This window comes from Kribbella sp. NPDC026596 (assembly GCF_040638415.1).
In the GTDB taxonomy this organism is placed as follows: domain Bacteria; phylum Actinomycetota; class Actinomycetes; order Propionibacteriales; family Kribbellaceae; genus Kribbella.
This window is the reverse complement of record NZ_JBEZYF010000034.1, coordinates 75287-93191: the sequence shown is the minus strand read 5'-3', so window position 1 is coordinate 93191 and position 17905 is coordinate 75287. Positions and strand designations below refer to the sequence as shown.

At 67.6% G+C, this 17905-nt stretch carries 11 protein-coding genes; 7 read left to right on the top strand and 4 right to left on the bottom strand.

Going from position 1 to position 17905, the window contains the following annotated elements; genetic code table 11:
* Positions 1-754 precede the first annotated feature (754 nt).
* Entirely contained in the window at positions 755-1084 is a 330-nt protein-coding gene (locus AB0E63_RS26525) for a hypothetical protein (protein WP_360371658.1), read from the top strand.
* A 232-nt stretch (positions 1085-1316) separates the two neighbouring features.
* Here AB0E63_RS26525 and AB0E63_RS26520 read toward each other — a convergent pair whose 3' ends face one another.
* Positions 1317-2276, bottom strand: coding sequence for a DUF5937 family protein (locus AB0E63_RS26520; RefSeq protein WP_360371655.1), 960 nt, complete (start codon positions 2274-2276; stop codon positions 1317-1319).
* A gap of 55 nt (positions 2277-2331) precedes the next feature.
* Here AB0E63_RS26520 and AB0E63_RS26515 point away from each other — a divergent pair, with 55 nt between their 5' ends.
* Positions 2332-3588: an MFS transporter gene (locus tag AB0E63_RS26515; RefSeq protein ID WP_360371652.1), complete on the top strand. Its 1257-nt coding sequence runs from the start codon at positions 2332-2334 to the stop codon at positions 3586-3588.
* A gap of 44 nt (positions 3589-3632) precedes the next feature.
* Here the strand turns inward: AB0E63_RS26515 and AB0E63_RS26510 are convergent, their stop codons facing one another.
* The gene (locus tag AB0E63_RS26510; protein WP_360371649.1) at positions 3633-6977 is read right to left on the bottom strand and encodes a hypothetical protein; all 3345 of its coding nucleotides are present in this window, start codon (positions 6975-6977) and stop codon (positions 3633-3635) included.
* A 727-nt stretch (positions 6978-7704) separates the two neighbouring features.
* Between AB0E63_RS26510 and AB0E63_RS26505 the strand changes: the two genes are divergently transcribed.
* The gene (locus AB0E63_RS26505) at positions 7705-10218 is read left to right on the top strand and encodes a CehA/McbA family metallohydrolase (protein WP_360371646.1); all 2514 of its coding nucleotides are present in this window, start codon (positions 7705-7707) and stop codon (positions 10216-10218) included.
* A 70-nt stretch (positions 10219-10288) separates the two neighbouring features.
* On the opposite strand, the gene AB0E63_RS26500 is transcribed toward AB0E63_RS26505, so the two are convergent.
* Positions 10289-11191: an alpha/beta hydrolase gene (locus AB0E63_RS26500; RefSeq protein WP_360371643.1), complete on the bottom strand. Its 903-nt coding sequence runs from the start codon at positions 11189-11191 to the stop codon at positions 10289-10291.
* A 269-nt stretch (positions 11192-11460) separates the two neighbouring features.
* Between AB0E63_RS26500 and AB0E63_RS26495 the strand changes: the two genes are divergently transcribed.
* Together AB0E63_RS26495 and AB0E63_RS26490 are read left to right on the top strand one after the other, a co-directional pair.
* Entirely contained in the window at positions 11461-11961 is a 501-nt protein-coding gene (locus AB0E63_RS26495) for a DUF2461 family protein (RefSeq protein WP_360371640.1), read from the top strand.
* Between the two features lie 185 nt (positions 11962-12146).
* On the top strand, positions 12147-12473 hold the full coding sequence (locus AB0E63_RS26490; RefSeq protein ID WP_360371637.1) for a hypothetical protein: 327 nt from the start codon (positions 12147-12149) through the stop codon (positions 12471-12473).
* A gap of 68 nt (positions 12474-12541) precedes the next feature.
* Here the strand turns inward: AB0E63_RS26490 and AB0E63_RS26485 are convergent, their stop codons facing one another.
* Positions 12542-15103, bottom strand: a complete 2562-nt coding sequence (locus AB0E63_RS26485; protein WP_360371634.1) for a LuxR C-terminal-related transcriptional regulator — start codon at positions 15101-15103, stop codon at positions 12542-12544.
* A gap of 154 nt (positions 15104-15257) precedes the next feature.
* Between AB0E63_RS26485 and AB0E63_RS26480 the strand changes: the two genes are divergently transcribed.
* Together AB0E63_RS26480 and AB0E63_RS26475 are read left to right on the top strand one after the other, a co-directional pair.
* Entirely contained in the window at positions 15258-15791 is a 534-nt protein-coding gene (locus AB0E63_RS26480) for a hypothetical protein (protein WP_360371631.1), read from the top strand.
* Positions 15792-15902: 111 nt separating this feature from the next.
* The gene (locus tag AB0E63_RS26475; protein ID WP_360371628.1) at positions 15903-17591 is read left to right on the top strand and encodes a S8 family serine peptidase; all 1689 of its coding nucleotides are present in this window, start codon (positions 15903-15905) and stop codon (positions 17589-17591) included.
* Positions 17592-17905: the final 314 nt, after the last annotated feature.

Below are 17905 nucleotides of genomic sequence, written 5' to 3'. Positions count from 1 at the left end.
CGCACAGGTGGATGCGGCCACCACGGAACTGGTCACTTTGGGCGTACTCAGGAGCCATCGAGGAAGTCTCCCGCACCCGTCCCGCCCGCGCCACGCTTGGCGACCAAGTTCGGGGCCAACTGTGTGGAACATGCTCGTGTCCACAAGACGGGAGTGCTGCATGAGATGCAGATCCCGTCCCCCTCGCTTTGCGGCCCGATGAGCGGCCTTATGTCAAGTGCCATTCAACTTCTTGCTCCTGACCCAGTCCTTTTCGGGCGGGCTGCCAGATCGACCATAGTTCTCCGGTGCCGGGTCTTGGTAACGACCCGCTTGCGCCGATCGATCTGATGGGCATTATGACGAAAGGCCGCGTACCGGCTGACGACCTGGTTCAGATGCCGGTGGGCTATCGGATCGACCAGGTCGGCCAGAGTCGTGCCCTCTGCATCTGCGGTGTCGGCGGCAGGCACCACTTGGTACTCGTACAGCCCGGTGCGCTGGGCGTAGGCTCCGCTCACAACGTCTGCCTGGGGGAGGGGGGTTATGCGGGTGCGGGCAGGATACGCATGTCGCGTTTCGGCTGGGTGGAAACTGTCCGGGGCCAACCCAGATGAGGTACGCGACGTGGACGGGAACGTCGAGCGGACTGCCAGACGGGCCCTACACGCTCGACTGTCACCTCAACTGTTCCGTCAATGTGGCTTTCACGGCTCTCGGGGCGACCGAAACCTGGACGCCGAGCGGCCCGGCTCTGGATTGGAAGGGTCATGTAATGCCGGTCAAGCTGCTGCCCGGCTACTCGCTGACCAAGGTCAAGTCGGTGACGGGGTTGTCGGCGGTACGGCGGGGGACCAAGGTCACGCTCACCGCGTCGGCGACGTACTACAGCCCCGGACTGCAGAAGTACGTCCGCTCGCACGGGCGGATGCTGCTTATGTACCAGGACCCGGGCAAGCCGTGGCGGACGCTCACATACGTCACGCCGAACTCATCAGGACTCGCGACGTACACGATCACTACCAACCGAGCCCGCACGTACCAGGCCTACCTGCCGTCGACGGCCACCACCTGGTACTCGTACAGCCCGGCCGTCCTGCGCTGAGAGTAGAGCGAACAGAGTGCCGGCCGGGGCACCTGTCCCGTGCAGGTCAGAGGATGACACCACACGTTGGGGGACTTCCAACGGTACGCGGCGGATGCCCTCCGCCCTTGCCGCGCCGCACCTCGTGGTGCGGCTTGTGGTGCGAAGTGGTGTCAACTCATGCGGGTGTGTTGCCGATTGACGTGGTTGCGGTCATGGAGCGGGTCGGCCGGTTGAGGGCGGCAAACTGTGTTTACGTGCCACGGATTAGGCGGTCGCCGAGGTCTGAGCGGCGGTAGAGGACTGAGCGGCCGTGGCGGGCCGAGATCAGTAGGCCGGCTGCGCGCAGGGCGCGTAGGTGTTGGTTGACTGCGGTCGGTGTGACGTTGAGGCGTACGGCGAGTTCGGTGGACGACGTCGGGGTCTCGAGCAGGCCGAGTAGCCGGGCCCGGACGCGGCCGATCAGGCCTATCAGGGCGGTTGACGGGGTACTTGTCTCGGTCTCCCAGAGCGTTCCGAGGCCGCGTGCCGGATAGATGAGGTGCGGCGGCTCGCCGGGGGAGATCGGCACCGACCCGCGTCGGCTGAAGAGCGAGGGAGTAAGCGTCAGTCCGCGGCCGGCGGTCGAGGTCCGGTAGGAGAGGTCGCTGCGCAGACGTATCCGGAGGACGGTGCCGTCGAGGCGGACATGCGGGTCGACGTCGGCGAACATCGCCGCGAGACCGGTGTGCGCCATGACTCGGCCGCGGTAGACGACGTCGGCCTCGAGCACTGTCCGCATCCGCGCCCAGTACGGCTCGAAACAGGCCTGCCAGTAGTCCCGCAGCGCCGCCAGCACACGGCTGAGCACCCTGGCCGGTCGACCTTGAAGCACCGACGGCAGCGTGGCCGGATGGATCTCCGCGAGGTCCGCGCGTACGACGCCGGCCGGGGTGCTTGTCAGAGTCGACAGCTCGTCCTCGATCCTTGCCAGCGGACTGTAGGGCCGTGGGGTGAGGAAGTCCGGCGTCCACAGCGACTCGTTCGTCAGGGCGCGGAGCAGATCCAGATCGAGCCCGGCGCGCGCCGGCTCGGTGGCCCGCAGCCAGGGCAATTGCAGTGGGAACCGGCCGGGGTCGCGCAGGGTCCGCAGGGACAGGATCAACTCATGCAGCGGTGAGATCGCGAACCGCACTTCGCCGAGATCGTTGCCCGCGAGTTCGTACTCGATCATGAAGCAATACGCTACATCGCTGGTACCGCCAGCCACCGGATGCGAGAACTGTCGCGTGCCTGAGCTCCTCCGCGATCCCATCGAGCGCGCGCTCGCCTCCGCCGTGGCCGCGCTGTCGCTGTCCCGTGGCATGTTCTTCGCCGTCAGCGCGCTCTATTTCACCCGCGGAGTCGGGCTGTCTCCAGCCGTCGTCGGGATCGGGCTCACCGCTGCCGGAGGGGTTGGCGTCCTGGCGTCGTACGTCGGTGGGCGGCTGAGCGACCGATACGGTGCAGATCGGCTGCAGCAATGGACGCTAGCCGCGAACGGAGCCTCACTGCTGGCGTATGCCTTCGCCAGCAACGTTGTCAGCTTCGTCCTGATCGCGGCCTGCGTTTCCGCGACGCGCGGCCTGCAGAGCACCGCCCAGGTGACATTGCTTGCCCGGTGGTACGTCGGCCCCGAGCGGGTCACTGTCCGCGCCAGGCTGCGTGTGGTGATGAACGTCTTCATCGGTTGCGGCAGTCTGCTCGCGGGACTCGCTCTGATGGTCGACACGACATCGGCGTACCGCCTGACCGTGGTTCTCGTCGGCGCGGTCACAATGCTCGGCACACTGCCACTGATCGGCCTGCGCCGCAGGGTCGCTGGACTGGCGGCACGCATGGATGCTTCCGACGGCGCCGCGACATCCGTGCGTGGACGCTCCCCCTTGCGCGATCGTACGTACGTCGTGTCGACGATCCTCAACGCCGTACTCGCGATCCAGTTCGGACTGACGTCGGTCGGGATACCGCTGTGGGTCGCGGACCACACAGATGCCCCAACGGTCGTCGTTTCAGCGCTCCTGCTGGTCAACACCACCTATGTGGCTCTCTTCCAGGTCCGCGCCTCCCGCGGTGCACACAACCTGCGCACCGCCGGGCGGTCGGTACGACGCGCAGGTCTGTTCCTGCTCGTCGCCTGCTTGCTCTTCGCCAGCGCGGGGTACCTCGGCGCCGCAGCAGCAACAGCTGTCCTGCTCCTCGCCGCGCTCGCCGCCTCCGCGGCCGAGACACAGGGCGAGGCCGGAGGCTGGACCATGGCCTTCGAACTCGCCGACCCTGCTCGCGCGGGCGCCTACCAAGGCCTCAGCCAAACGGGCTACGCGCTCGCCCTGATGCTCAGCCCATCCGTCGTCACCACAAGCGCGATCGACCACGGCACGCCAGGTTGGATCGCGCTCGGCGTACTCTTCGCAGCCACCGGCACCACAACGGCAGTGATCGCCAACCGCGCAGCCTCGCGCAGGAACCAACGCCCCACACCCGTCGGCGGCACTCCTGTGACGTGATCCGCGTCGGCGCGGTACTTCCTGGAGCACGGCCAGTTTGCTGGTCAGGTGGAGACCAGGGAGGTCTGGACTGCGTGGCAGTAGGCTGCGATCTGGGGGGCGGTGTCGGTGGCGCCGGGACGTACGGCGCTGTGGGCGGCGCGGGAGAGTTCCGTGACGGTCCAGTGGGTGTTCGGGTCGCGGGCCATTTCTGACAGCTTTTTTTCCAACAGAGCGGGGTCGTTGATGGCCAGGAGTTCGGTCAGGGCCTCCTGAAGCTTTCGGCGCGCCAGCAGGATCTGGGCGGCGTTGTAACGGCCGAGGTCGCGGTACGCCACGAAGCTTGCCGTGTCGAAGAACTGGTTCAAGGTGCTCTCCCGCGGATAACTCGGGTAGCGCTCGTGGAACGCAAGCAGTGCCGCGGGCATCTCCTTGGCCAGGCCGGGCTTGGCGTACCACAGCACACCGACCCGGGTCTTCTCGGTGAAGAAGCCCGCGCCTTTGGTGAAGAACCCGATGTTGACGGTGCGGGGCGCGTACGCCGGGACTCGGGAAGCGCTGGGCGCCGCCCGAAGGGGGTCGAGACTGATGTCGATCCGGATGTCGCACTCGCTGGGGGCGATCGCGATGGCCTTGCCGAGCGAGCTTGTCGCGTCGCCAGGACCAGAGTCGGCGTCGACGCAGACGATCTCGGTGATTTCGTTGATGCGAAGCAACTCGACGAGTCCGGTGTTCTCCCAGTGTCCGCCGTCGGTCAGGTAGAGGTAGGGGTCGTCGAGGTCGTGGATCCCGAAGAACTCCTTGAACAGATAGCCGAGGCCGGTGTGTGGATAGGACAGGTCGTCAACGTCCTCCAGGCCGGCAGCCTTGAGTTGAGTGACGAAACGTGGGTTGGCGATCCACACACCGAGCCGGATGTTGAAGAACGTCAGCAGCATGCTGGTCGGCCCGATTCGGAACCGGCCCATCGCCGGCGAGACCGCGGCGCTGGAGATGGCGACCGCCATCATGGTGGTAACGCGTTTGCGCAGTTTGTTGCCGAGCCGGTCGATCACGCGCGTGGATGCGGCGAACTCGAGCATGTTGCCGCTTCCGTCCTGGGGCAGGTGCAGAGTCGTCCGGTCGGGGTCGAACGTCACGCTGAGAGCCGGGGTGCCGTAGTGGGTGCGGACCGCCCGCGAGGTGACGGTGCTGGTCGTGCACACCACCAGCGGCGTGCGTACCGTTGCGTCGTCTCCATTGAAGGCGAACAGTCCCGGTTCACGCTTGGTCCGGTCTTGACGGGCGATGTTGTCGTTCACGTACTGGTGCACATGTTCCTTGTCCTGCGCGTCCCGGGTTCGGTAGGTCGCGTAGGCGAGGCGCAACTTGCCTCGGTAGAAGGGCGCCAGCGACCAGCTTTCGGGGCTCGGTCCGACGAGTGCGATCGCGACAAGCACCAGCGCGGCAACCCAGTTCCAGCCGGACTGCCAGCTGATCAGCCCATGAGCAGACCAACTCACCCCGTGCTTGGCCGAGGTCCACGTCGCCAGCGCTGTCAGACCCAGCGCGACCACGAGGAAGGCAAGGCCGCCGAGCATCGGCGCGAAGCGCGCAGCCGGCTTCCGGAGAATGCGGACGACCGAGCCGATCACACCGGCGCTGGCCGCGACCGTCGCGATCAGCGCGGGCAACGACAGATACGCCACCGCGCCGACCAGTTCGACGAAGCCCCACAGAACCATTGCGAGCAACGCCCCGAGTGCGAGGCCGCCGTACGTCGCCATCCTCAGCGTCCGCAGTGTGACGCGCGCCCACTGCTGCTGCTCGGCAGGACCGACGAGGAGCCGGCCGGCCAGCACCCAGAGCATCAGGGCGGCGAATCCGACGACCAGGAAGACGATCCCTGGCAGCGCGAGCGAATGTTCCGTGACGAGCTGATGCATCGTTCCCCGGTGCAGGTCGCCGTCTTGGGCCGAGAGCTCGCGCAGCGCCCAACCCACCGGCCGAGTGATCGCCCAGAGCATGCTCATCAGCACCACCGCATTGACGGTCAGCCCGGCGACGACCGTCGCGAAGACCGCGGGACGGTACGACGCCTTGCCGGAGGACTGCTCGCTCTCGGGGCCGGCGGTCCTGGTGGCGTCAGTGGCGGCCGGGTCGGTGCCGGATCCTCGAGGCTGGTTCGACGCGAGGTAGCCGAGATTGTCGACGAGATGGCGCTCCTCGAGGGTGGGCAACCCACTCGCCTGCCGCTCCCACGGAACAGGCTCCAGTTCGCCAGGCGGTACTCGATCAGGGTTCCCGCCGACGGACTCTGGTCGGTCGGTGTTCCCAGGCCCCGCGGTCTCGTAGCTCGACCGCGAGATGCTCCAGCCTGCCGCCATGTTCGCCCCGCCTGACACAGCGGTGACCGCGCGCGCCTCGGACCAGCGCAGTACGTCGTCGTCGAGCACCTGGAGCGCGCCGAGACTGATCGACGATGCCCGGATGCCGCCCCCGGAAAGGGCAATGCCGTGCCTCGCAGTCTCCGCCGGAGGCTCGGCGCGCTTCGTCTGGGTACCTTCCGCGGCCGGGGTGACGTTCTCCGAAGGTGGCGTCTTGGCCACCTCGTCCGCCGACTTGCGGGCGTACTCCGGCAGCGCCCAGGAGGCGAGCCGCACCCAGCGGGGCGTTGACCACCAAGCGAACGCGCCGGCGATGATGTAGACGATGGCGATGAGCAGCAAGGCGAACTTCGCCCACGCGCAGACCGCGACGAACCGCCACGCCTGGTCCGACGATCCCGCGGTGAGCATGAGGATGTCCTCGACGACGTCCAGGGCGCCGGCTACGAGGACCGCGATCACGACGGAAGCGCGCGCCCGGCGCAGCGCGGGCAGCCGGAAGTACGCGCCGGCCCACAACGCCAGAAAACCGAGCAGGAGAACGTAGGCGGCGATGAACCAGAAGTCTTGGTGGACGGCTGTCGCGAAGGCGTCGTCGCACGCGCAGGCAGTCCACGCCTTGCTGCTGCCGGCGAGCTCGATCTCGACGATCGACTTCGTCTGACCCTTGAGACTCGCGGTGTTGCTGAAGTGCGCGGCGACAACCGTAGCGAGGATCAGTGCGAGCCAGCGCAGCCCGACGAGCCGGTTGCGCCGCTCCGCGATGCGCTCGAGGAGTGGCTCGATCCGGGCGGGGAGCCGGCCTTTCGGCAGCTGAGCCGCCCCGAGCAGGACAACCAGGATCAACAAGGCGGAGATCACGAGGAGCGTGCCCCAGACCGCCTGCTGCCACGCGTCGTTTCCGCCAAGACCGCGGAGAAGTACTGCGAGAACTCCGAAGCCGATGACGCCCACGACGAGCCAGAACACCCGGCGCCAGTAATGAAAGGAGACATCTGTTTTGTCATTGAGTCCGCCGGTCGGCGGATCGAGGAGATTCGCCATGGTCGCGCCTCCACTCGTCAGCACCACCTACGTGCCGACCGTCTCGAGCCAATCCTTCTCACCTATAAGAGGCCCGGGCCCTGACGACTGATACGCCTCACCGCCTCACAAGGGAATGGATGATGTCGACGTAAGGAGCAACGATCGCCACGCACTTCTTCGGCGACACCGCCGTCCTCGCGGGAAGGCTGCCGACGTACGGCCCCGCACAAGCAGTGGACGCAGTCCAAGTCAGCTCTGCTGCAGATCTATCCCAATACCTGCTGACGGCCGCTGTTCGGCACCTCCGGAAAGATTGCCATCAGCAATTAGCTGCTTTGTCGCTGCTACGCATGCCGCCACCCACCCCGGGCTACCGCCGGTGCATCCCCCGGCGAGCGCCGGACCCTGCCGGTTGCCGCCGACGAGTTGGGGCTACCGCCGCGGTTCGTACTGCGCCGCAGCCACAGAGCACCAGGTCGTGCCCGAACCCTCCGTCGGGTCCGGTGTTCCCGAGCTGGCCATCCTGGGTTTCCCTTCCAGCGTGTTCGTGGACCCGAACTCTTCGGCGACGCTACAGCAGCCTGGGACCAGGCGATTCCAGGTATGGCAGGGATGACGGAGTCGCACCCCGTGTGTGTTCTTCCACTGATCAGCGCGAGTCATTGGTGGTCTGTTCATTCTGTGGCGCGCAGAGACGCTTAGTTTCCTCATCAACTACTTGTTGAGGAAAGGTCCAGATCGCACTATGGAGACACCAAGGGAGTCCGACGGTTCGGACTTCGCCAGCCTGACTCGTCGGCGGTTCGTGATCGCAGCTGGTGCTTCGGTCGCTGTGGCCGGTCTCGGGGCAGGCGCTGCCCAGGCGGCCGCTGGGCCTGCGCTCGAGGCGACCGAGGCGATGCCGGCGGCCGGAGTAGCCAACGGAGCCAAGGTTCCCACAGGTCTGTGGCTGGCGGGGGATACTCACGTCCACGACGACCACTCGTCGGATGGCAGCGGGCCTCGGCAGACATCCAAGCAGACCCTGCCCGGCAATCTGCCTGTCGGGGACCAGATCGCGCAGGGCGAGCGGACCGGCCTCGACTTCATGCCGCTGACCGACCACCGGACGTACGACCAGGTCTGGGACCCTCAGTGGAAATCGTCCGCACTGCTGCTGCTCCCGGGCGAGGAGGCCAACGGTTCGCCACACGCCGTTGTGTTGGGCAACGTCGATGTGATCGTGGACGGCGCCAACCCGCCCGGTTCGCCGGCTTTTCGTCATGTGCAGCAGTCGGTCTGGGACGCGCATGCCCAGGGCGCGGTGTGGTCGCAGGCCCACCCCGACGACGGCGAGTACACCCGGGCCGCAGGCCCGAACGACAATGCCAGCGTCCAGGGCGCGGACCTGGTCGAGGTGCTCAACGTCGCCAGTGACCCGGACGTGGAGATCGAGTACGCCGAGAACCGCTGGAACGCCGGCTTCCGCTTCGGTGTCGCCGCGGCCAGCGACTGCCACTTCCGCGAGCTGTGGGCCATCGACTCGCCCGGCATGCCGACCACCCATGTGTTCGCGGCCGAGCGCTCGGTCCAGGGCATCCTCGACGGGTTCCGAGGCGGACGGACGACTGTCTCGCAGAAGATCACAGGACCGGTCCTCACGATCGAAGCGGACGTCGACGGCGACGGGGAGTTCGAGGCGATCGGCGGCGACGAGGTCGTCGTACACGGCCGCAGGCTGTCCGAGGACGCAACGCTGCGCGTGAAGGTCGAGGGTGGCCAGGGTACTAGCGTCCTCGTCTACGCGAGCCCGGGCCGTTCGGCGGGTCCGATCGCGACGTTCCGGCCGGTGCGGGCCAGCGAGACGTTCGAGCTGCCGCTCCGGCTCCACGGCCTGGTGCACAACTGGTACCGGGTCGAGGCTCGTTCGCCCGGTGGCGCCTCCGGTAGCGAGGCCGACCCGAACCTGCCGGACCAGCTCCGTGGCGCCACCTCACCGATCTTCGTGTCGGTCGGTGCTCCGGCCGGCCCCCAGCCTGCGATCGCGCTCCCGGCCGCCGACACCACGGACGACCAGGCGATGCTGGTCACCGGCGACGTAGGCATTTTCACCGGCTTCTCCGATGTGGCTGTCGTAGGCGACGTCGTACACGTCGTAGCCGAGGTGCACGAGGACCATGCCAGCAAGGTGGTTTACCGCCGAATCAACCACAAGGGCAAAGTCACCAGGTCCATCACCCTGTCCGGTTCGGGGACGGCGCGGTTCCCGCGCGTGGCCGCGACCGCTGACGATGTGTGGGTGGTGTGGGAGGACGAACAAGGTAACGAGCAGCCGCATCAGCCGGTAATCCTGCTGGCGCACAGCACCAACAGCGGCAGCTCGTTCAAGTCTGCGGACAAGATCAGCAAGGGCGACGGTCGTGCCATTCATCCTGCGCTGGCGCTGATCGACAGCAAGCACCCACTGGTCGCCTGGTCCGACAACAGTGACGGCGCGTTCGATGTCTTTGCGCAGGTCATCGGCATCGACGCAGCCGGGGTGAATATCTCCGCAGCGGGCAAGACGACCAGCCCCGGAGTGCCCACCGACGCGCGCTCTCCGCGCTATCCCGCCTCGCTGTTCCCGGTCATCGCCGTCGCGGACGGCGGCGAAGCAGTGATCAGCTGGCAGGACGACCGCTACGACCCCGACCCGCTGTGGACTGGCCACACTCCTCCGGCGGGCCAGCCGGCCGGCGGTGGCACGGATCCGGACAACTGGCAGATTCTCGCGTCGGCTCGCACGTCACCGCGCGGCAGCTGGAGCAGCCCGGTCCAGGTCAGCAAGGTCACCGATCGGTCTGACCGGCACCCGGGCCTGACCGTGGACGAGAACGGCGACTTCGTCGCGATCTGGGAGAGCGGCGAGCTGCGGAGCTCCGGAGCCAACCTCGCGCTCCGAGCCAGCCGTTCCACCGACGGCGGCGCCACCTGGACCGCGTTCGAGCAGGTCGCCCTCGCTCCGAGCGCGATGAGTCAGCGGGCCAAGCTGGGCGTGGATCCCGACGGCACGGTACGCGCGGTCTGGTACGACTCTCGTTCGGCGGACTGGCGTTGGAAGGTCTTCACCGCCACCCTCGACGCCAAGACCGGCTGGTCTGCCGCCACGCAGGTGAGCCACCGTGGCAACAACACGTGGCCGGCGGTGCATCGGGGCATCGTGGTCTTCACCAGTGACCGTGGCGCGACGCGAACGCAGCGGGACCATACGCAGCAGATCTTCCTGACCAAGCTGGTCTGATCTGTTGTTAGCTGCCGGCGCGGCGAGGAAGCTGTCTCTCGCCGCATCCGGCAGCCGGAGTGGTCTTCAATCACTTCGTGGGTAGGCTCAGCACCGCCTTGGCGAAGGCGGTTGGCGCCTCCTGTGGCACGTTGTGGCCGATGCCCGGCAGTGAGCGGATCTCGCAGGGTCCGGTGAAGTGCGGACCGTGGTCGAGGCCGGCTGGACCGGTCACGCCGTCGGCCTCGCTGACGAGGATGATGGTAGGGACGGCGATCTTCGGTAGTGCGGCGAGTGCGGCCTCCAGTTGCTGGTAGCGCGGATCGCCTTCGGTCAGGCCGTAACGGTGGCGGTAGGAGTGGATCACCACGTCGACGAAGTCCGGGTTGTGCAGGCTGGGCGCGGTGGCGGGGTAGGCGGCAGCGGAGGCGGTCCAGGTCGGCGACCAGTCGCGCCAGAGCAGGGCGCACAGCTCATCGCGGTTGCGGGTCAGGCCGCGTCGGCCGCGTTCGGAGTGGAAGTAGTACTGGTACCAGAGCTTCAGTTCGATCTCGGCGGGCGCGGGTTCGCCGGATTTCGCGATGTCCTGGATCGCGTAGCCACCGCAGGTGACCAGGCCCGTGAGGCGCTCCGGCCACAGGGCTGCGGCGATACATGCGGCCCGGCCGCCCCAGTCGTAGCCCGCGACGACGGCCCGGTCGATCTCCAACGCGTCCATGAAGTCCAGCAGGTCCTGGCCCATCGCCGCCTGCTGCCCGGAGCGCGTGGTCCGGGCATCGCGGAACCTCGTTGGGCCGTAGCCGCGCAGGTAGGGGGCGAGGACGTACCGGCCGCTCGCCGCGAGTTCGTCTGCCACCTCGTCGTACGCGCGTACGTCGTAGGGGAAGCCGTGCAGGAGGATCACCGGAACGCCGTCCGCGCTCGGCTCGCCGGCCGCCTCGTAGCCGATCTCGAGCACGGGGGTGGTCGCACTGCCCTGGATGGGGAAGCTCATGACGTCATCGTCGCACCAGGGTCCGACAGAACCGCCCGGACCGGCTGTAGCGATGCCGATAGACACGCCGGATGCGCGGGAGCTAACTTCACCGAGCCGCCTACGAACAAGGAGTGACGATGACGGCACCGCAGCCGCAGGGTTTCGGGGGATGGCCGAGGGGTGCTTTTGATGTGTTGTTGCAGCTTGAGGGTGATCCTTCGGTTGAGGTCAGGCGGCGGTGTCGGCGGGACCGGGAGAATCTGGTTCGGCGGCCGATGGTCGAGTTGATGAATGTGGTGGCCGACGCGGATCCGGAGTACGAGGATTTTGCTGTCTGGGGGTACGGCGACGTGCTGCTGCAGGCCTGGCAGCGGCAGAACGCGATCGTTCGGCTGGCTCGGAACATCGAACTGGGAGTTCGGTTCGATCTGGACGGCCTTGAGGTTGGCGTGGCGTGGTGGTACGCGCCGTCGGCGCAGATCGAGCGGTACCGGGCAGCGGTGGCGGATCCCGGTTCCGGGTCGCGGCTGGTCGCTATCGTTCGGGGTCTTGAGCGGGAGGGGTTCGTGGTGTCGGGCGACCTGCTGAAGCGGCCGCTGCGCGGGTATCCCGCTGACCATCCGCGGGCGAAGCTGTTGCGGCACAGGTCGGTTATCGCGGCCCGGCCGCTCGGCTGCGAGGAATGGATTCACACCCCGACCGCGGCGGATCGGGTACTCGCTGCCTTCTCGCAGTTGCGCCCGCTGGCGTCGTGGCTCATCAAGAATGTGTCACGGCCGCGAGTGTGACGCGGTGTGCCGGCTTGAGCGCCGACGTTCTGAGCCGCCCTGGGCGCCGGTCGGCAGTTTGCGAAGTTTGGGGGTCGCGCTGCTGATCTGAGGGGGTGTCCCCGATGCGGTTGCCTGGGCGGCGGATCGACCGTATGGGCAGGGGAAATTCCACCGCAGCAGTAGCACCAGAAGGGGAGACAGCCATGGACAGCAGGCGTTCAGCCGTCGCCGTGTTCGCGCTCGTGGTGGGCGCGGCCGCGGTTACCTCGAGTGAGGCATGGGCAAGGGACCCGGTCAAGGAAGAGCCGCCGCCGGCCGTGGTCGTCCCGCGCGATCCAGAGCCTCCGAACTATCCGGCGTACGACTCGTCTTATCCGGTGAGTCCTGCGGAGTCCTCAGGCACTGTCGCGGCGTCGTCGGGCGAGTCTGGGCTGGAGGTTGTTCAGGCCGGGGCGTCTGCGCTCGGCGGAGCGGGCGTCGCTTGCGGCGTGATGTGGCTGTACCGCCGTCGCAACCGGCTGGCCCACTGAATCGTGGAGCGCCGTATCTGTGCACCGCGCAGATACGGCGGGGCCGCCGGCGGGAGCATGCCGCGCGCCTATGGCGTGGGGAGGTCCAGCTGCTGAGCCGTCTTCGCGGCTTCGCGACGATTGGGGACGCCGAGCTTGCCGAGTATCCGGGAGACGTGGTGCTCGACGGTCTTGTCCGAGACGAAGAGTCGAGCGCCGATCTCTGCGTTCGTCAGGCCGTCGGCAACGAGCTGGAGGACCTCGACCTCGCGGGAGGTGAGGCCGGCTGGGTTGCCGCGGGTGCTTGGTCGCAGCCCGCGGGGCACTCGTTCACCCAGGCCCCGCAATCGTTCGGCAGCGAGCGTCGCGGCAGGACGGGCACCGAGACGGTCGAGGATGTCGAACGCGTGGGCCAGCGCGCTTGGTGCGCCGGCCTCGATCAGTGCCAGGGATTGTTCGTACGGCCGATCGAGTGCGTGCCAGGCGTCAGCGGCCTGCTGCCAGTCGCCGTTGATCTCGAGGGCAAGCTGGGACGGTGTGCCGACGGGTACGTCGTGAGGGTCGCCGAGTCGTGTCGCCCAGGAGGTCAGCTGGCCCCGATGCTGAACGGTGAGCGGCTTGTCGTTCCGGTTGAGCACGCTTCTGATCGAGCTGCGGGCACTGTGCAGGTCGCGGTGCAGCCACGCTTCCTCGGCCAGCGCCAACGCGACCGGGACGATCCGCTGCATGTCCTCGGTGGACTCGGCGCGCTGCATCGCCTCCAGCAGCGTGGAATGGGCGTCCGGATCGCCGCGGCGCATGGTGATCGTGCCGATGGTGGTCAGCGCTGGGATGTGTCCGACCGCCATCGTTCCGGCTCGTTGCAGGACGCCCCAGGCGTCGGCGAGCGCGTCGTCCCACCGGCCGCGTCTCAGCTCCACGTCGGCCAGCACCGAGGTGATGCACACCCATCGCAGGGTCAGGTCGTGGTCCTCGGCATGCCGCAGCCCGTCGGCGATGACGGCGGCGGCGCTGTCGAACCGGTCGTTGTCGGCGAGGACGGTCGCGAGGTTCGCATAGGCCCGTCCGCTCAGGTGGCCGAAGCCGTGTTTCAGCGCATCCTGCAGGGACTGCTCGAGGTGGGCGACTCCGCTCTCGACGTCGCCGTAGTAGGCCAGCGCCCAGCCGATGGAGTTGAGCGTGTTCGACTCGTTGTACGGGTCGCCTGCCGAGGTGGCGATCTCCAACGCGCGTCGAAGGGTCGCGAGGCCGTGTTGTGGGTCTCCGGTATCCACCTCGAAGGTGCCCGCACCCGTCAGAGCTCGACCCAGCTCGACGGTCGGCCCGTGAGGTTCGAGTACGGCGACGGCGGCGGAGGCGTGCTCAAGTGCCACGTCGCCTCGTCCGAGGTACCACGCGATGTACTCGAGGGCGATGTGAGCCGCGCCGACCTTGATCGGGTCACCGATCTCGTTCCACAGCTGCAGTGATTCCTCGGCCGCCGTTAGGGCCTCGTCCATCTGGTCGGTGACCATACATTCGGCCGCGAGCGCATCGAGCAGCGCGGCGCGCTCGGTCGCGGGTTGAGGCGAGGCGAACCGCAGCGCGGTCCGGTAGTGGTGGACGGCTTCGCGGTGTGACCCGAGATCGGCCGCGCGCTGAGCCGCCCGCAGGCCGTAGCCGAAGGCGCGATCCGTCTCGTAGGCCGCCGCCGCATGGCCGGCCAGCCGCGCGACGTCGACGCCACGCCGCTGCTCGAGCGCTCGAAGGATCGCCCGGTTCACCGTGGCCCGCCGGATCGGCGGGATCTCGTCGGCGATGGTTGCTCGCGACAACTCGTGGCGGAATCCGAGTTCGGTCCCCAACGTCATCAACATGCCCTGCGCGACGCACTCGTCGACACCGCCTGCATCAGCGCCACCAGCCTCGATGAGAAGATCCGCCTCGAACCGCAGGCCCAGTTGCGAGGCGACCTCCAGAACGCCACGGCCGCGGACCGGCAGCCGGGCTGCCCTGGCGAGTACGGCGTCGCGGATCGTGCCGGGCTTGCTCGATCCGGCCGCGAGGCACTCGGTGACGAAGAAGGGATTGCCCGAGGTCTGTCGGAACACCTCAGCGGGATCGAGGCCGGAATCGGTGACCAAGGCAGCCACACCCGACTCGGACAGAGGGCCGACCGGCACCCGCCGTACGACGCCCAACCGGGCGAACTCGCCGATCGATCGGGTCAGCATCGCGTTCGATCTGATCTCGTCGTCGCGATACGTCACGATGAGCATCGTGGGCAGCTCGTCCAGACGGCGCCCGGCATACAGCAGGAAGTCGGTCGTCGCGTCGTCGGCCCAATGCAGATCCTCCACCAGCGCAATGGTCGACTGCCGCGTGAGCGCGTCGAGAATCGCCGCGAACAGTTGATCGCGGGGGAGCGTGGCGTCGACCTCGAGCTGCGCCGCGATGTCAATCAGCGGCCCGAGCGGCCGAGGCGTCGACAACCCGTCGCACGAGCCCGCGACGACCCGAACCGCCACGTCCGCAAGGAAATCCGAGACGAGTGCCGACTTGCCGCTACCGGCTTCGCCTGCCACCAGAGCCAGAACACCCGATCCGTCCCGGGTGTCCTCGAGATACTGCGACAGTGCGGCCAACTGGGGACCGCGCTCGATCAGCGCCATGCTGTCACGCTAGGAACCGCCCGAGCCCCGGGTCAACGAACGACCGCCAAGATAGGGGTCGCCTGACCCCAAAGTGGGGGACTCGCACCGACGCCGTACACGGTCTCCGCCGCGCATCCTCGTGCCATCCACATGCTCAGGCAGGGGGCTCGAGATGAACATCAGGCTGGCCATCGGATCGGCTCTGGCCACGATTGCGCTCACGGCCACCGCTTCATCCGCTGCCGTAGCTCATCCGCAGCACGGTCTGGCGTCGCTACGGCAGGCCACGGCGAAATACCACAGCATCGCCGTCGCAGAGCAGCACAAGTACGCCTTGCTCACCGATACCCAAGGAATCGCCTGCATCGACATGCCCGGCATGGGGGGCATGGGCGTTCACTGGGCCAACTCCACGCTGGTCGGCGATCCCGCCATCGTGCCCAATCAGCCGGAGGCGCTCGTCTACGCGCCTACCCACGACGGCACCCTCCGGCTCGCGGCCGTCGAGTACGTCGTGATCAAGGCTGCGTGGGACGCCACACACTCATCGCCGCCCAGACTGTTCGGGCAGGCGTTCAATCTGACGAGCGAGCCGAACCGGTTCGGGTTGCCGGCGTTCTATTCCCTGCACGTCTGGGTCTGGAAACACAACCCGGCCGGCACCTTCGAGATGTGGAATCCGCTTGTCACCTGTCCAGCGGCGTGACACGAGGGTCAGTCGTTTGCTTCGAAGCCTGACAACGTCGTCGCCTTCTCGGTCTCCGTGCCCCGCTTTAGCGTGAGCCCCGTCACAGTCACGCTCCAGGGAGGGATCCTCGTGAGAGACGTCCGGAGAAGTCTGTTCGCGGTGACCGGGGCGATCGCCCCGGTCGCCGCCACGCTCGCGGTACCGGTCACAGCCGGTGCCGGAGTCACTGGTGGAGACACCGAGTACCTGGTCCTGCTCGAGGCGGGGGCGGACCGTAACCAGGCCATCGCGGCGGTCAAGGCCGCCGGCGGTGAAGTGGTCAAGGAGAATGCGCATCTGGGCACATTGACCGTGCGCGCGGCCGCATCGGGGTTCGTCACCCGCGTGTCCGCCTCGAGCGCCGTCGCGGGCGCGGCCCGCAGCCGGCCGATCGGCACGGTGCCGCAGCAGAAGCCGCGCACTGTCGAGCGCGAGAACGGCGGGACCGGCAAGGCCGGGGCCGCGAAGGTCAAGAAGACCGTCGGGATGGACCCGCTCGACGCGCAACTGTGGGGTCTGCGGATGGTTCGCTCCGACCTGGCGCGCCAGGTCCAGCCGGGCAAGAAGTCGGTCAAGGTCGGCGTGCTCGACTCCGGCATCGATGCCCGCAACCCGGACATCGCGCCGAACTTCGACTGGAAGCTGTCCCGCAACTTCGCACCGGACATCCCGGAGATCGACGGCGTGTGCGAGTTCCGCGGCTGTGTCGACCCGGTCGGCTGGGACGACAGTGGTCACGGCACCCACGTGGCCGGCACGATCGGTGCCGCGGTCAACGGCGTCGGCGTCTCCGGCGTCGCGCCGAACGTGACGCTGGTCGAGATTCGCGGCGGCCAGGACAGCGGCTTCCTGTTCCTCGGCCCAGTCACGGACGCACTCACGTACGCCGGTGACGTCGGACTCGACGTCGTAAACATGTCGTTCTACGTTGACCCGTGGCTCTACAACTGCACCGCCAACCCGGCGGACAGCCCGGAGGCACAGGCCGAGCAGCGCACCATCATCCGGGCGATGAACCGGGCGCTGAACTACGCGCACAACCACGGCGTCACGCTGGTCGGCTCGCTCGGCAACAACCACGAGGACCTCGGCAAGCCGCGCACGGATATCAGCAGCCCGGACTTCCCGCTGAACACTGCGTACCCGCGCCCGATCGACAACGCGACCTGTGTCGACCTGCCGGTCGAGGGTCCGCACGTGATCGGTGTGTCGGCACTCGGACCGTCGACGACGAAGGCCGACTACTCCAACTACGGCCTGGAGCAGATCGAGGTGTCCGCGCCCGGTGGATGGTTCCGCGACTTCTTCGGGACGCCGCAGTTCCGGACCAACGAGAACCTGATCCTGTCGACGTACCCGGTGAACGCGCTGCAGGTCGCCGGGCTGGTCGACGCAGCCGGCAAGATCACGCCGGCCGGGGTCGCGGCCGGCGCGCAGAAGCAGTGCCCGGCCGGCGTCACGGAGTACACCAAGTGCGGGTACTACTTCGTGCTGCAGGGCACGTCGATGGCGTCGCCGCACGCCACCGGTGTGGCCGCGCTGATCGTCAGCCAGTACGGCAAGAAGAGCCACGGTGACTTCGGGATGAACCCGGACAAGGTCGGCCGGATCCTGATGGACACGGCGCAGGCCCGGGCGTGCCCGAACCCGCCGCTGCAGATCTACACCAACGAAGGGCGGCCGGCCGAGTTCAACGCGCTCTGCGAGGGCACGCGGAACTTCAACGGCTTCTACGGCCATGGCATCGTCGATGCCTACGCCGCAGTGACCCGCCACTAGCTCGAGCCGACCCGAGTTGACGGGTTGGCGTCCCGGCTGTGGAGTTGCCCTCTCGAAACCCGGGGGGCAACTCCACCGGGCTCAGTGTGGGTGGAGTCTGATGTTGGCGTAGGTCGGTGGCGTTTGGGTGAGGCACAGGACCGACGTCGGGTTGCAGATCCCGATCGCGATGCCGGGGAGTCCGTGTTCTCCCAGCAGAGCAGGGATTCGTCGCGTCAGTTCATCGGCCAGGGCCTGTGTGTTGCTCCTGGTTGCCACTCTGTCTTTCTACCGTCCGATGAGATCAAGCTTCATGGGACTCGGCAGTTAATCGA

Bases quoted from the DNA above. Each gene is read 5' to 3' on its own strand.
- AB0E63_RS26525 (WP_360371658.1), top strand. From the start codon at position 755: ATGCCGGTCAAGCTGCTGCCCGGCTACTCGCTGACCAAGGTCAAGTCG.
- AB0E63_RS26520 (WP_360371655.1), bottom strand. From the start codon at position 2,276: ATGATCGAGTACGAACTCGCGGGCAACGATCTCGGCGAAGTGCGGTTC.
- AB0E63_RS26510 (WP_360371649.1), bottom strand. From the start codon at position 6,977: ATGGCGAATCTCCTCGATCCGCCGACCGGCGGACTCAATGACAAAACA.
- AB0E63_RS26505 (WP_360371646.1), top strand. From the start codon at position 7,705: ATGGAGACACCAAGGGAGTCCGACGGTTCGGACTTCGCCAGCCTGACT.
- AB0E63_RS26500 (WP_360371643.1), bottom strand. From the start codon at position 11,191: ATGAGCTTCCCCATCCAGGGCAGTGCGACCACCCCCGTGCTCGAGATC.
- AB0E63_RS26495 (WP_360371640.1), top strand. From the start codon at position 11,461: ATGAATGTGGTGGCCGACGCGGATCCGGAGTACGAGGATTTTGCTGTC.
- AB0E63_RS26490 (WP_360371637.1), top strand. From the start codon at position 12,147: ATGGACAGCAGGCGTTCAGCCGTCGCCGTGTTCGCGCTCGTGGTGGGC.
- AB0E63_RS26485 (WP_360371634.1), bottom strand. From the start codon at position 15,103: ATGGCGCTGATCGAGCGCGGTCCCCAGTTGGCCGCACTGTCGCAGTAT.
- AB0E63_RS26480 (WP_360371631.1), top strand. From the start codon at position 15,258: ATGAACATCAGGCTGGCCATCGGATCGGCTCTGGCCACGATTGCGCTC.